Origin of the sequence: Cellulomonas citrea, assembly GCF_009829685.1 — a bacterium.
GTDB lineage: Bacteria > Actinomycetota > Actinomycetes > Actinomycetales > Cellulomonadaceae > Cellulomonas > Cellulomonas citrea.
In genome coordinates, this window is sequence record NZ_VWSD01000019.1 from 1 (window position 1) to 14,282 (window position 14,282).

Annotated in this window: 13 protein-coding genes; 3 read left to right on the top strand and 10 right to left on the bottom strand. The window is 68.5% G+C overall.

Going from position 1 to position 14,282, the window contains the following annotated elements; translation table 11 throughout:
* Positions 1 to 208: excalibur calcium-binding domain-containing protein (locus tag F2B26_RS04005; protein ID WP_201292600.1), on the top strand; the 208-nt coding region annotated here is incomplete at its 5' end.
* Between the two features lie 36 nt (positions 209 to 244).
* Here F2B26_RS04005 and F2B26_RS04010 read toward each other — a convergent pair.
* Entirely contained in the window at positions 245 to 916 is a 672-nt protein-coding gene (locus F2B26_RS04010) for an LmeA family phospholipid-binding protein (protein WP_159806687.1), read from the bottom strand.
* A gap of 176 nt (positions 917 to 1,092) precedes the next feature.
* Between F2B26_RS04010 and F2B26_RS04015 the strand changes: the two genes are divergently transcribed.
* Entirely contained in the window at positions 1,093 to 1,545 is a 453-nt protein-coding gene (locus F2B26_RS04015) for a hypothetical protein (protein ID WP_159806689.1), read from the top strand.
* A gap of 159 nt (positions 1,546 to 1,704) precedes the next feature.
* Here the strand turns inward: F2B26_RS04015 and F2B26_RS04020 are convergent, their stop codons facing one another.
* From F2B26_RS04020 to F2B26_RS04045, 7 genes are all read right to left on the bottom strand, one after another.
* Positions 1,705 to 2,781 carry a hypothetical protein gene (locus tag F2B26_RS04020; RefSeq protein ID WP_159806691.1) on the bottom strand — a complete coding sequence of 359 codons (1,077 nt, stop codon included), beginning with the start codon at positions 2,779 to 2,781 and terminating at the stop codon, positions 1,705 to 1,707.
* The gene (locus F2B26_RS04025; protein ID WP_235929489.1) at positions 2,778 to 3,383 is read right to left on the bottom strand and encodes an ATP-binding cassette domain-containing protein; all 606 of its coding nucleotides are present in this window, start codon (positions 3,381 to 3,383) and stop codon (positions 2,778 to 2,780) included. Before F2B26_RS04025 ends, F2B26_RS04020 begins: the two co-directional genes overlap by 4 nt.
* Positions 3,374 to 4,420: a hypothetical protein gene (locus F2B26_RS17395; RefSeq protein WP_235929490.1), complete on the bottom strand. Its 1,047-nt coding sequence runs from the start codon at positions 4,418 to 4,420 to the stop codon at positions 3,374 to 3,376. The genes F2B26_RS04025 and F2B26_RS17395 overlap by 10 nt, the downstream gene beginning before the upstream one ends.
* Positions 4,417 to 5,022, bottom strand: a complete 606-nt coding sequence (locus tag F2B26_RS04030; RefSeq protein WP_159806695.1) for a hypothetical protein — start codon at positions 5,020 to 5,022, stop codon at positions 4,417 to 4,419. Before F2B26_RS04030 ends, F2B26_RS17395 begins: the two co-directional genes overlap by 4 nt.
* 66 nt (positions 5,023 to 5,088) lie before the next feature.
* Entirely contained in the window at positions 5,089 to 5,265 is a 177-nt protein-coding gene (locus tag F2B26_RS04035; RefSeq protein WP_159806697.1) for a hypothetical protein, read from the bottom strand.
* Positions 5,266 to 5,959: 694 nt separating this feature from the next.
* A complete protein-coding gene (locus F2B26_RS04040) occupies positions 5,960 to 6,418 on the bottom strand; it encodes an RHS repeat-associated core domain-containing protein (RefSeq protein ID WP_159806699.1) in 459 nt (152 codons plus the stop codon).
* 900 nt (positions 6,419 to 7,318) lie between these two features.
* Positions 7,319 to 8,704: an RHS repeat-associated core domain-containing protein gene (locus F2B26_RS04045; RefSeq protein WP_159806701.1), complete on the bottom strand. Its 1,386-nt coding sequence runs from the start codon at positions 8,702 to 8,704 to the stop codon at positions 7,319 to 7,321.
* 94 nt (positions 8,705 to 8,798) lie between these two features.
* On the opposite strand from F2B26_RS04045, the gene F2B26_RS04050 reads away from it, so the two are divergent.
* Positions 8,799 to 9,092 (top strand): hypothetical protein, encoded by a 294-nt coding sequence (locus F2B26_RS04050; RefSeq protein WP_159806703.1) that lies wholly within the window; start codon positions 8,799 to 8,801, stop codon positions 9,090 to 9,092.
* 393 nt (positions 9,093 to 9,485) lie between these two features.
* On the opposite strand, the gene F2B26_RS04055 is transcribed toward F2B26_RS04050, so the two are convergent.
* On the bottom strand, positions 9,486 to 10,916 hold the full coding sequence (locus F2B26_RS04055) for a hypothetical protein (protein WP_159806705.1): 1,431 nt from the start codon (positions 10,914 to 10,916) through the stop codon (positions 9,486 to 9,488).
* Between the two features lie 683 nt (positions 10,917 to 11,599).
* Positions 11,600 to 13,495 carry a hypothetical protein gene (locus tag F2B26_RS04060; RefSeq protein WP_159806707.1) on the bottom strand — a complete coding sequence of 632 codons (1,896 nt, stop codon included), beginning with the start codon at positions 13,493 to 13,495 and terminating at the stop codon, positions 11,600 to 11,602.
* Positions 13,496 to 14,282 lie beyond the last annotated feature (787 nt).

The following is a 14,282-nucleotide window of genomic DNA, read 5'->3' on the forward strand; positions in this document are numbered from 1 at the left end:
CGCCGCACCCGCACCCGCCCCGCCTGCACCACCCGCACCCGCACCACCCGCGGCCGAGCAGCCGGCTCCCGCGGGCGGCGGGCTCGACCCGCGCTTCGACACCTGCAAGAAGGCCAAGGCCGCCGGCTACGGCCCCTACGTCAAGGGCGTCGACCCCGAGTACGACTGGTACCGCGACGCCGACCACGACGGGGTCGACTGCGAGTAGCCGGCGCCGGGCGCACGCACGTCACCCGGCACGGCCTCACCAGGTGACGTCGGTCCCCGTCGCCCCGATCCGCAGTCCGTCGTCGACGACCGTGGCCGACTGCAGCACGAGCCCGGCGGGCAGACCGTCGACCGGCACCTCCAGCCCGGTCAGCCGGTCACGCAGCGCAGCGGGCAGGTTCGCCACCGCGACCTGCAGCCCGCCGATGCGCACGTCACCGAGGTCGATGAGCAGCCGGCCGCCCTCGACCCGCGGCACGGCGGCCGCAGTGACCGTCAGCCCGAGGGCGTCCCCCGAGACGGTGATCGCGCCCGCGTCGACCGCGACGCTCAACGTCAGGCCGCTGCGCTGCTGGACGATCTGCTGGAGCGTCGCGGTCGGGACGGTCGCCGCCAGGTCGGCCGTGGCCGTCGTCACCGGCGTGTGCGTGCTCACCCCGGTCGCGGCCACGTCGACCTGGGTGAGCGTGAGGGAACCGAAGCGCACCTCGTCGGCCGTCCCGGTCACCTGGTCCAGACGCCCGGCGGCGAGCTGGGTGAGGAACGGGAACCCGTGCACCGTGATCGCCAGGTCGCCCTGCACGTCGACGGTCTGGCGCACCCGCTGCGCCGCCGTCGACTCGGCCCGCACCACCGCTATCCGGTCGGCGCCCACAGCCAGCCCGGCCAGCACGACGAGGGTGGCGACCACCGCGACGACCTTGCGCATGCTGTCCTCCGGCTGGTCAGGTGCGTTCGCCCCCACCGTAGGGGTGCGACGGACGCGGCGCCCACGGCTCGGGGCCGTCGTCCGGTGCCAGCGCCGTCGCGCGTGGTCGAGCCACCCGGCCGGACGGCACCTGGCATGCTCGGCTCCACGCGCAGATGCGTGCACGACGAGGAGAGATGACCGTGGAGCCGGACCCCACCGCCGTCGACGACGGCCCGTCCCCGCAGGCTCGCCTCGCCGTCGACGCCCCGGCGAGGGGCGCCGACCGGCTCTTCGTGGTGTGGTGCCTGGTGGTGGCCTCCGGCGTCGTGGTCGCGGCCTGGCCGCACGGCTGGACGGCGCGCGGTGCGGCCGCGGTCCTGGCGCTCGTGCTCGCCCTGGTCACCGTCCGCCTCGCCGACCGTCACCACCCCGCCACGCGCGACGAGTCCTCGACCGACACCCTGGCCGCCACGCTCGACGAGCTGCGCACCCAGGTCGCCAACCTCACCGCAGCCCGGCGCGACCGCGACGAGCTGGACGCCCGCCGGCACGAGGAGCTGCTCGAGACGATCCGCACCATCGACGCCCGCCCGGCCGCCCTGCGCAAGCTCCGCAACCTGCTCGGGGTGCCGGAGGCCCGGGACTGAGCAGGTGAGGCGGGGCGAACCGGGGTCCGGTCCCAGGTCCCGAGCGCACGGCCGACCGCAACGTCCCGGCCCCCGCGGCGGGTCGCCACCGTGCCGACCGCCGCGGTGAGGCGGGCCACCCTCCCCACCGGGTGCCCGCCGGATCCCGGCGCCCGCGGACTACCGCTCCTTGAGGTAGCGGAGCAGCTGGCGTTCACGGACCGTGGCCGTGGCCACAGCTCCGCCCACCACGCCTCCGACGATCGTCGCCAGGGGTGCGAGGGCACCCAGTCCGAGAGTCGCGACGACGTCACCGGCGTGGCCGCCCGCTGCGACAGCCGCGGCGCTGAGGGCGGCAGCCAGAGCGACGGGCGCGGCCCAGGCCGCCGACTCCAGGAGGCTGCCGAGCACCTGGGCACTCATGCTGACGCCGAGGTGGCGACCCGAGGCGATCTCCAGGCGACGCAGCCTCGTGGACGCGAAGCCCACCCCGGCGGCGACGACGAGCGCGAGGAGGGGGGCCCACCGGGTGGCGCGTGTGGCGAACAGCCCCTCGGCGTCCAGATGCCTGCCCTGGCTGGTGTTGAGCTGGGTGAGCTCCGGGCTGGGCGCGTCGGCGGTGCCCGCGCTGGTCGTGCCGACGCCGCGCAGCAGCATCGCGGTGCTCTCGGTGAGGGGCCACTCACGCACCCAGCACGCGTCGAACGGTGCGAGATCGCGCGTCGGCGCGAGCATCGCGTAGCCGAAGCCGGTGGCTCGCCCGTCCTGGGGATAGTCGTAGACAGCGGCGACCGGTGCCGTCGCATCGACGAGCTGCAGGGTGTCGGCGCTCGTGAGGCCGAGGGCGTCGGCGAGATCGCGCGACACGACGACCCCGGGACCCGGATCGCCTGCGGTGCCGAGCAGCACACCGGGGAAGCCTGGTGTGACGGCGTAGGTCGGGATGGACGATGCCGGCAGCACGGCGGCGAAGCGGTCCGGGTCCCTGCGAACCGCGCCCGCGGCGATGACGGTCGGCTGCGCGGCGAGCAGCTCGCAGCGTCGTGGGTCGATCCCGCCGACGGAGGAGTAGACGAGGACGTCGGCGCCGGCGGCGCGGAAGGCGTCCACCCGATCGGTGATGCCGCGGACCGTGAGGAGGTCGGCGAGCTGGAAGCCGACGGCGACGACGACGAGGACAGCCGCAACGATCCCGGTGCGGCTGGTCCCGCACAGGACGTTGCGCCATGCCTCGCGGGCGATCACCGCGGGCCTCACGGCTGGAGGCCCTCGAGGTCGAGACGGTCGGTGCACGCATCGCGGGTCTGTGCGTCGTGCGTCGCCACGACCACGACGGTCCCCGCGTGGGCGAGCTCACCGATGACGGCGTCCACGGTGGCCGCCGTCCGCCGGTCGAGCTGAGCCGTCGGCTCGTCGACCAGCAGGAGCGTCGGATCTGCGGCGATGCCGCGCGCGAGCATCAGTCGTTGCGCCTCGCCGCCGGACAGCGAGCTGAACGGGTGGTCCGCATGGTCCGTGAGCCGGAAGCGCTCGAGCAGGTCACCGGCCCGCGCGCGGGCGTCGGACGCCTGCAGACCCGCGGCGAGCAGGGGGAGCTCGACGTGGTCGATCACCGCGCGACGGGCGACCCCGTGAGGGTGCTGGGCGACCCACGTCGTGCGACCACCGCCATCACACTCGACTCCCCCTTCGGACGGTGTGATCCACCCCGCAAGGATGCCGAGCAGCGTGCTCTTACCGGAGCCGGAGGGGCCGGTGAGGGCATAGACGTGGCCGGGCTCCAGGACGGTCGTGAGGTCACGGAAGAGCCAGGGACCTCCGCCGAACCGGTGACCGACGGCGGTCAGCCTCACGGGCACGAGGCACGGTCCGGCGCATCGAGACTCACGACGTCGGGCGGCGGCGCCTCGAGGAAGGTGACGTAGGTCTGCCCCAGCCGGGAACCGACGATGCTGACCGGCACTGCGGTGCCCTCGGGGGTCACGACGCATCCCGTCGCTCCGTCGGTGGTCGCCACGGAGCCTGGTGGCAGGACCGCGACCGTGACGGGCTCGACCAACCTCAGACGAGCGCTGATCGGCCCGCTGTCCTGCCCGCCGGCGCGCGCCGCATCCGCGGCGAGGTAGGAGGGTGTCGTGGACAGGGCCGCGAGCGCGGCCGAGTCGGTGATCGCCCCGCTCCCGTCCACCGGGAGAGTGACTCCGTCGAGGGTCACGACCCGAGCGCCCTGAGCCAGCAGGGGCGGCATGACGGCAACCCTCGCTGCGACCACAGGGGTGGGAGAGTGCGCGAGCGCGGCACCGGGGGAGACCCTCGCCCCGACCGCGACGTCGCACGACGCGACGGTGAGGGACGGGGCGCTCAGCCAGATGACCGAGGTCATCGGCAGCTGACCCGTGCGCGGCAGCGACAACCCGGCAGTCTCGGCCACGGCCCGCAGGGCAGCGACCGTTGCGGATCCCAGCCGGGCGCCGTCGGCTGACACGTCGCGACCGAGCCGGGTCAGCTCGGTCTGCAGGGCGGCCACATCGGCGCCGCGGTCCCCCACCACGAGGTCCCGCCACGGTGGGGTGCCCGTCGCCAGCGCGAGGACCGGGACGCCGTCGACCGAGACCGGGCTGGTCCCCGAATCGATCGTTCCCCCGGCTCGGCATCGCAGAGCGGTCACCCGACCACCGACCGGAAGCTCGACGGGGGCGGCCTCCCCGACGGTGACGGCGAGGTTGACCGGTCGCTCGTCGACGTACGGCTCCGAGGTCACTGCCGCCGCCGTCGACTCGGCGACCGGGGTCACCTGCTCCGGCGTGAAGGGCTGTGTCACCAGCACGACGACCAGCGCGGCGGTCGCCACCGCGGTCGTCGCACCCAGGAAGCCGACGACGGCCCCCGTTCTCACTGGGCTGCTGCCAGCGGATTCGACACGCAGATGCCGAACCGAGGGTCACCTGAGTCGAACGGGAATGCACCGGCCGGGGCGTCGCGCCCATAGTCCTCGGCGCTGTAGCCGGCCGGGGCGAGGCCCTGCCTGACCAGGCACGCGGCCATGATCTCGAGCTCGTCCTCGTTGGCCGGGTTCCGCTGCATCGAATAGAAGAGAGTGCTGACCTGGCCGAGCGAGTTGTCCTGGCAGGCCGTGACCTGACTATTGACCGCCGTGTCGTCAGAGGCGTCCGAGGCCTTGAACTGAAACCCGCCCTTGTCGTCGAACGTGACACCGGTAAATCCCTGGCTCTCCAGGCACGAACGGAAGTCGTCCTGGAGCGCCACCATCTCCTGGTCGGTCACCCGGCCGTCGCGAAGAACCTGGCGCTGCAGATCGGACGTGGAAGCACGATAGGCGCGCTCGAACTCCGCGGCCCACGTGCCGGAGAAGGCGGGAATCTCGGCACCCTCGGGAAGCTGGGAGCCCCCGTGGCCCGCGGCCGTCGCTGCGGAGCCGGACGACGGACCTGCAGCGGGATGGCCGTCGGCCGAGCACCCGCCCAGCAGGATGAGCACGACGAACGCTCCGAGGTGAGCAGCAACTGCACCACGCATACCGAGATCCCCGCCCCCTGTGGCCGCTCAGACGTAGTTGACCAGCACGCCCTTGTTGGCACCGTAGGACACGACGCCTGCGATGCAGACCCCTTGGCTCGACCACATCTGCGGCGAGACCTGCGGTGCGTAGGAGTACACCCCGCCCGAGAGACGGTCCCAGTGCTGGACGTACGAGCAGTTGACGTTGTAGGCCTTCCACATCTGGATCGGCGAGGCCGTACACGATGCCGCCGACGCCGGTGACATTCCAGCGAACCCGATACCGCCCATGACCAGCGCCGCGGTGGCACAGCGCGCGATGAAGCGTCTCATGCGAATCCCCCTCTTTCAGATGACGACGTCCACACGACGATCAAGGAGTCGATCGCCGAAGCCACCGTAGCGACAAGAACGGACCTTGGGGGATGATTCAACCGGGCACTGGAAATGCGATGTGCTGCGCCCCGGAAGGAGCAGGGTTCGGACTGAGCTGCTGAATGGGAGCACGGCCACCTGGGACCGACGGCAGCACGTCCTCCTCGTTCGGCATCGAGGCCCGGGCGTTCACCGTCCAGATCAGGTGGACGAGACGGGTCGCGTGACACCGGTCAGGTCCCCACCGTCGCCTCTGCTCGCTCACGCCCGAGGGGCGGGTGGCCGCACTGGAGACGGTCCGCGCGCACGGCGCCCGCGGTGTCGTGCGCCCGAGGCGGCAAGCGGGTCGCCCCGTGAGCTGGATCGCGCGGCTGGCCCTCGCCGTGGGGCACGTCCGGCACATGCACGAGCCAACGGGAAGGGGAACGCCGTGGTCGCTCGTGCAGCGTGGGTGAGAGGTACCGCCATGGTCGTGGCCGTCGCTGCGGGGGTCGGGCTCGCGCCCGGGCGGCTCGACGACGTGACCGTCCGCTGACCTCCGCTAGGCCTCGGCGTCCTCGGGGACCTCGTCGATCGGGTCCCCCAGCGGGGCGCGGTCGGCACCTGCGAGCGCCGCCGCCTGGAAACCAGGCTTGTGCTCAATCACAGTTGCATTTACGACACTGGCAACAGAGCTTGCAATTCCGGCCGTCAGGCACACTCCGGCCGACGCGAGAACGCACAAGACGAATGCCACCGTGCCAATGATCTTCATGCGGTTCTTCCACTCAAAGTTGATATAGGTTGAGATGGCCCAGCGGGTTGTTCGATCCTGCCACTTTACACCTCCGACAACTGCACCCTTCGCGGCTTTCCAAACCCTACTCCAGTTGATCTGTCCGTTGAGGTCGTACTGGTTGATGGGGTCGTTGACGTAGGTGTAGACGTTGTCGGTTCCGCCTTCGACGGGGTCGACGGAGGCGAGCAGTCCGAGTGCGGGCAGGTGGAGGCGTGCTCCCATGAGGGTCCAGGTGGCTCCGGCGGTGTGCTCGCTGCCGCGTTGGTTGGCTCCGACCCAGGCTTCGGTGGGTCCGCCAGTGCGGGTGGTGGGGGTGGTGGTCTGGTCGACCAGGCCGGTCAGTTCCTGCGATCCCCCAGCGACTCAAGGTGCTCCTGCCACTCGGGGCCCTGATGGACCTGATCGCACCAGGCGCTACACCGTCATCTGTGATGGCTCTGCCCACAGCAGCGATCCCTGCCGCGACGCCTTGCACGCGAGCGGCGAGAGTAGACGACATGCCTCAGAGCGCTCCCGCCAGGCTGAGGCTCACCACCGACCGCCCAACGACCCCACGACCGAAGTCCGACACCCCCACCCGGAGACCGCCGCTCACCCAGCACGACGAGCGGCATCCGGACTTCATTCTCAACCGGATGAATGCCTGAGGCCTGCGACTGGGATCAGCCGCAGACCGCGGGACCAGGAAAGTCGTCGAATGGGTGCGTCCCGTTGGAATTCTCACCACTCGTTCTGTATATGACCTTGCCAGGACCGGGCAGTTCGGTGAAGGACTGATCCGTCTCGCCATCGGTGTCTTGGACTCGAACGAAGAATGGGGCGGCAGGCTCGCTGGTCATTTCGGGTGAGGAAATGTAGCCTGGCCGCGGGTCCGGAAGCGGTACCGAATACTCACCAGAGGTAGATTCCACCGGCTTGATGGTTGTGTTCGCATCCTTGGTCCAGTCGCCACCCGGGCCCAGTTCGATCGACTTCATCTTCCCCGAACATGTCGTCCCGAGCAAGACCAACTGTCCCGAGTCTGTCCGGCCAAGGCCAATCGACAGGGAGGCCGCCCCAGGGTCACCGCATCCGGTCGCGCTGACCGACAGGACTATTCCCACGATCCCCCAAGGAACGAGCCTAGCCACAAGTCGTGTAGCCGCCATCTTTGAATCCCGCCTGCCCTTCTGCCCACTGGCATAGTCCGTGCGTCCAATAGTCGAGTCCGTCGAGGACAGGCATCGTCCACCCGAGCGCAGCCCATTGATTCGCGTGCCTTCCTTCGTGCACGAGGAGCTTAGGATCTTCCTGGATTTCGGTTGACTTCCTTCCGGTCGCGAAAGTACTGCCGACGGTGGTTCCACCGCGCACCGTAGAGCGCGTCATTCCTGAGCACACGACCATCGCTTCTCGCCTCGAGAAGCCGCACGAGCCTTTCCCAGCCAATCCCCATACAACGCCGACGAGGGTGGCCCCGGACATGAGGTCTAGCGAGAACCGCATGCGCTTGACATAGCCGCACCCTCTTCGGTGGAGGAACTTGTTCCAACCGGACTGCTGCCCGTCGAGGTCGTATTGGTTGATGGGGTCGTTGACGTAGGTGTAGGCGTTGTCGGTTCCGCCTTCGACGGGGTCGACGGAGGCGAAGATCCCCAGGGCGGGCAGGTAGAGGCGTGCTCCCATGAGGGTCCAGGTGGCCCCGGCGGTGTGTTCGGTGCCGCGTTGGTTGGCACCCACCCATCCGTCGGTCAGCCCGCCGGTGCGGGTGGTCGGGGTGCTGGTCTGGTCGACCAGCCCGGTGGCCGGGTTCAGCGGGTTGCCGAACGGGTCATAGGCCACCACCTGCCCCACCAACGCACCTGTGCCGGTGGTGGTGGTCAGGGTGTCGCCGTGGATGTTCGACAGCCCCCACAGGTCACCACCCGGGTTGGCGTACCGCTTGGTGTAGACCACCCCACCAGCCAGCACCAGATACCGCTCACCGAGCCTGTTGTCCCCGGTCAGCTGCACATCCGGCGTATCCCCGGCACCGGTGAACGAGTAGGAGGTGGTCGAGGTGTCCACTCCGGTCCCGGTGCCTGACCCCACCCGGGTCACCACCCGGTCAGTGGCGTCACGGGTGTACGCCACCTGCTGGCCCGCGGTCGCCGACCCAGCCACCACCCGGTCACTGGCATCGAACGTGAACGACTGACCACCCACCGCCGTGGCATCCCCACGAGAGTTGTAGACGACCGAGCCGGTGCCGGTGGCCGACGTCAACCGTGATGCGAAGTCCGTGCACGACGTGGTCGTTGCCACCGCACCGGTCCCGACCTGCACCGTGGAGGAGGTGCGTGACCCGTTCAACCCCGCCCGCGTGTCAGCCCCGCACCCACCCGTGGCGGCGAAGCTGTACCCGTAGGTCACCGCCGGGGTCGACCCGTTCGCCCCCAGCACCGCCTTGGTCAACCGGCCCGTGGTGTCGTAGGTGTACCCCCAGCTCGACACCGGGCCACCGTCGAGGGTGGCGGTGTCGGTCAGCACCCGACCAGTCTGAGCCCGCACCACCCCATCAGCCACGACACGCCCACCAGGGAGCGAGTACGAGACACCGGTCTGCTGCCCGGCCCGATTGCGGGTGATCGACGAGACCGCCGGGGTCGTCGAGGACACCGGCGGGGCCGCGACCGTGGTGGTCGTGGCCGGTTTGAACACCACCACCGCCGACTCCCACGTCGTCGAGCCCGCCGTCCCAGTCGCCGACGCGACGCTCGCACCGGTGCTCACCGACTTGTCCTGCACGAGCAGGTCGATGTCACTGGCACCAGCAATGCTCGCCCGGCTCGCCGTCGATCAGGGCTGGACGTGCTCGGCCGCGGCGAAGATGTTCATGGTCACCGACGCGAGGATCCCGCTTCACCACGAACCGTGAAGAGCCACCAAACCTGCAGCAGTCCCATCGCATAGCCCGAGCCTCCGCCAGATCCAGGTCGGTTCACCCTCAACCGGGAGGAGCCCGATGATCTACAACTACGCGCGGGCAGCGCGCAACCGGCCTCTTCCTCGCCGTCCACGAATAGATGGTCGCCAAGAACTCTCTTGCGTCGCCGAGTTTCAACCGACCTAGATCCTCTGAACCCCTGAGGCGAGAGCAACGAGCACGACTAGCGCAATCACGACTAGGCGCGCCGGACTTGCATCGTTCATTGCGGCAAAGATCCCCTGCTGCGCCTTGTCTCTCCGAGCTACGTCCCGCACGGTGAGGAACAGGAGGACAAATAGGAGTGCCACCAATATCACAGCCGCCACAGTCTCGTCCATTCTCCTAGCTGCCCCACATTGATCTCGAAAAGGAAGCAGATTGTCCGAGTGCGCGAAATGCAGTTCGAACTGGATTACGAGTAATGGCTCGGTCGGTTGCTCTCAAAGAAGCACGCAACAGCCCCATCGCACCGATCCCACCACTATGCCTCCCGCGAGCCGTTCGCGAAATGAGGTCCCCGATCTTGCCTGACCAGTGGTAGTCGAAATGTCGACCGACCTGAGCAACCTTTCCGGCTCTCACCGCAGGAAGGAAGGCCAGCCCAACGTCAACCGCGGAACCAGCAACGACACTCCCCCACGATTCACTTCCCCCTTCGTTCTTGTGTGCAACACGAGCACCGACACTCAGGGCGGCACCAGCGAGTGCCACCCCCATGCAAATCCCAGCGGAGACAACGATGCAGGCCGCGAGCCCGACAACAGCCGCAATCTTCGCCAAGCTCCCGAGCGTCGAGCTCCAGGAGTTGCCATCAAGGTCGTAGGAGTTGATGGGGTCGCATGGGTAGGTGTAGGCGTTGTCGGTGCCTCCTTCAACAGGGTCGACGGAGGCGAAGAGCCCGAGTGCGGCCAGGTAGAGGCGTGCTCCCATGAGGGTCCAGGTGGCCCCGGCGGTGTGTTCGGTGCCGCGTTGGTTGGCCCCGACCCAGGCGTCGGTGAGTCCGCCGGTGCGGGTGGTCGAGGTGGTGGTCTGGTCGACCAGCCCGGTGGTGGGGTTGATCGGGTTGCCGAACGGGTCGTAGACCGCCACCTGCCCCACCAACGCACCTGTGCCGGAGACGGTGGTCAGGGTGTCGCCGTGGATGTTCGACAGCCCCCACAGGTCCCCGCCGGGGTTGGCGTACCGCTTGGTGTAGACCACCCCACCAGCCAGCACCAGGTACCGCTCACCGATCTTGTTGTCGGCGGTCAGCTGCACATCCGGCGTATCCCCGGCACCGGTGAACGAGTACGACGTGGTCGAGGTGTCCACCCCGGCCCCCGTGCCAGACCCCACCCGGGTCACCACACGACCCGTCACGTCACGGGTGTACGCCACCTGCTGGCCCGCGGTCGCCGACCCAGCCACCACCCGGTCACTGGCATCGAACGTGAACGACTGACCACCCACCGTCGTGGCATCCCCACGAGAGTTGTAGACGACCGAGCCGGTGCCGGTCGCCGACGTCAACCGTGATGCGAAGTCCGTGCACGACGTGGTCGTTGCCACCGCCCCGGTCCCGACCTGCACGGTGGAGGAGGTGCGTGACCCGTTCATCCCCGCCCGAGTGTCGACCCCGCACCCACCGGTGGCGGCGAAGCTGTACCCGTAGGTCACCGCCGGGGTCGACCCGTTCGCCCCCAGCACCGCCTTGGTCAACCGGCCCGTGGTGTCGTAGGTGTACCCCCAGCTCGACACCGGGCCACCGTCGAGGGTGGCGGTGTCGGTCAGCACCCGACCAGTCTGAGCCCGCACCACCGAGTCAGCCACCACCCGCCCACCAGCCGGGGCCGCAAAGAATCGGAGCCTGCCCCTTCCTCGAGAAACAACCGCAAGACAACCGGCTCGGCACGCTTCACATGAGTCTCCACACGAGTCGGTTCACCGCATCAGCCACAACTTGGAGAGCGCAGCTACGGTCAACAGGACCGCCCCGACCCAATACCACCTATCGTGGCCTGAAGAGGACCTCGGTCCTTGTGCGCGGTTCGCCTTCCCGTGCGACCGCTTGGCTGAGTTCGGGCGAGCAACCTTGAGTGTTTCGTTTGACAAATCTCGCGACAGCTCGGGGATTGTCAGCTCCGCTGGGATGACGGGGCCGAACAACTGGCGGCCGTATGCAGCCACCATCATCAGCCCCATTGCCATCGGCGGTACTACTACAACGAACCACTGCCACGACCAATTCTCACTGAGCGCCCTCAGTAGAACGGCAAGTGCGGCCTGCACAGGAAGGTAGGCGATGAGGAAGACTCCCCACGCGCCGTACCATACTCGAAACCTCCACGGATACTCTCGTCGGGTTCGCCTGTCCATGGCCAGGTGGACAGTGCCTCGCGGGAGTGAGACGAACTTCGCCGTCATGTTCTCCCAGAGCTGCCACGGGCGCGATCCACGCGAGGATGTCATGGATTCACTTATCTCCCAACCGAATAGCGCAAGCCCTGGAACCCTAGTGCGGCCGCCCCAAGGTAGTTATTGACGCGACCCATGCGGAGCGAGTACTTCGCCGCGGCCCTTGCGCTGCTGTTTGCCGCACGTCGGATAGCGAGAGCCTCGCCGCGGGTGGCCCCCGCTCCTCGTGCGACCTGATAGGAACGGTTCGCCACTCGTGCGAGCGCAGTTGCCTTTGACGCAGCGCGTACTGCCGCCCCACCCCCGACAAGACCGACCACGTCCCAGCCGACACTTGCATAGTCATGCTGATAGATGTGCCTACCGAGCATAATCGCCGTTCCAACAAGCGCGACCGTTGCCGCCACAGCCCCGATGCCGGGGACGAAGCTCAGAACCGAAGCAATGGTCGTGATCGCATCAACGGCCTTGAAGAAGCCATCCCAGCTCTGCCCGGTCAGATCATATCCGTTGATGGGGTCGTTGACGTAGGTGTAGGCGTTGTCGGTGCCTCCTTCAACAGGGTCGACGGAGGCGAAGAGCCCGAGTGCGGCCAGGTAGAGGCGTGCTCCCATGAGGGTCCAGGTGGCCCCGGCGGTGTGTTCGGTGCCGCGTTGGTTGGCCCCGACCCAGGCGTCGGTGAGTCCTCCGGTGCGGGTGGTGGGGGTTGTGGTCTGGTCGACCAGGCCGGTGGTCGGGTTGACCGGGTTGCCGAACGGGTCGTAGACCGCCACCTGCCCCACCAACGCACCTGTGCCGGAGACGGTGGCCAGGGTGTCGCCGTGGATGTTCGACAACGCCCACAGGTCCCCGCCGGGGTTGGCGTACCGCTTGGTGTAGACCACCCCACCAGCCAGCACCAGGTACCGCTCACCGATCTTGTTGTCGCCGGTCAGCTGCACATCCGGCGTATCCCCGGCACCGGTGAACGAGTACGACGCCGCAGAGGTGTCCACTCCGCTGCCCGTGCCCGACCCCACCCGAGTCACCACACGCCCCGTCACGTCACGGGTGTACGCCACCTGCTGGCCGGCGGTCGCCGACCCAGCCACCACCCGGTCACTGGCGTCGAACGTGAACGACTGGCCACCCACCGTCGTCGCGTCCCCGCGAGAGTTGTACGTGACCGAGCCGGTGCCGGTGGCCGACGTCAGGCGCGAGGCGAAGTCCGTGCACGACGTGGTCGTTGCCACCGCCCCGGTCCCGACCTGCACGGTGGAAGACGTGCGTGACCCGTTCAACCCCGCCCTGGTGTCAGCCCCGCACCCACCGGTGGCGGCGAAGCTGTACCCGTAGGTCACCGCCGGGGTCGACCCGTTCGCCCCCAGCACCGCTTTCGTCAACCGACCCGTGGTGTCGTAGGTGTACCCCCAGGTCGACACCGCCCCACCGTCCAGGGTGGCGGTGTCGGTCAGCACCCGACCAGTCTGAGCCCGCACCACCGAGTCAGCCACAACACGCCCGTTGGGCAGTGCATAGGACACCCCGGTCTGCTGCCCGGCGGCATCACGGCTGATCGACGAGACCGCAGGCGTCGACGAGGAAGCCGGCGGGGCCGCCACCGTGGTCGTCGTGGCGGGTTTGAACACGACGACCGCCGACTCCCACGTGGTCGAGCCCGCCGTCCCGGTCGTGGAAGACACGGTCGCGCCGGTGCTCACGGCCTTGTCCTGCACCAGCAGATCGATGTCACTGGCCCCAGCAATGCTGGCCCGGCCCGTGAACCCGGCACCGGCGCTCGGTGTGGTCCCGAAGCCGGAGTCGGCGTAGAACCCCACCGCCAGCTCACCATCACCAGTCACCGCACCGGTCGACCCGGACGAGACCGTGCCAGCCGCACCGGTGGTCCCGGTGGCCTTGGACACCACGTCCACCCCGGTCCCCACCAGCGACAGGCCCGAGTACTCAGCGACCGCCACGCCCCACAGGAAGCCGAAGACTCCAGTAGGAGTCCGCTCACGGCGCGGGCGGGTGGTTCGCGACGGGGCGCCGCGAGAACGCCCGGTCCACGTCTAGCCCGGGTCGGCGGGCGAGGTCGACCGGCGCGGACTCCCGGTCGTGCAGTGCCAACGCTGCGAGGGCACCGGCCACCACTCCTGGAACGAACTCGGCGGGGAGATGTCACTCTTGTAACTCTGCACCCAGGCTTCCGTGGGGCCGGAGATAGGGTGTACCCCCGGGGGAAAATTGGAATGTCGCGGACGGCATGGCGCCAACTCCCGGAACTAGACCTTCGAAGAGTCCGCCGCCTCGCCGTATTCGCATTTCTCCACTCTGTGAGGTCCGATCCGTTGACCGGGTCGCTGGCGTGCACGAACATCTCATCGGTGCGCTGGCTCTGCTCAGGTTCAAGGCCTCGGGCAGCCCAAGAGTGGAACTGAATCTACGACCCCCGACTCGGCTTTGCGCCGACAACTAGCGGATCGAATGTCGTTGTGCCCACCACCCTTGTAGGAACATTCAGTATGATTGTCTTGCGGAGTTCTTCGAAGCCCGACCTCCTAAGCATCCCGAACCTGCAGCACCCGCCATCTCTGTGTACGAAAGTCACGCTCTTCGATGCGATCCGGGCGAGTTCGATGTCGTCCCATCGCGCACACCAGGTGCCGTCTGACGGCAGCGGATCGCCTGTGTAGACGTTGTTGAAGACTTGGGATACTGCTCTCCAGAAGCGCGAACGAATGGAAACACTTACGCCATCTTCGC

What these genes read in the sequence shown, in the direction of transcription:
- F2B26_RS04035 (WP_159806697.1), bottom strand. Translation starts at nt 5,265, where the DNA reads ATGTGGAAGGCCTACAACGTCAACTGCTCGTACGTCCAGCACTGGGAC.
- F2B26_RS04040 (WP_159806699.1), bottom strand. Translation starts at nt 6,418, where the DNA reads ATGGGAGCACGCCTCCACCTGCCCGCACTCGGACTGCTCGCCTCCGTC.
- F2B26_RS04010 (WP_159806687.1), bottom strand. Translation starts at nt 916, where the DNA reads ATGCGCAAGGTCGTCGCGGTGGTCGCCACCCTCGTCGTGCTGGCCGGG.
- F2B26_RS04015 (WP_159806689.1), top strand. Translation starts at nt 1,093, where the DNA reads ATGACCGTGGAGCCGGACCCCACCGCCGTCGACGACGGCCCGTCCCCG.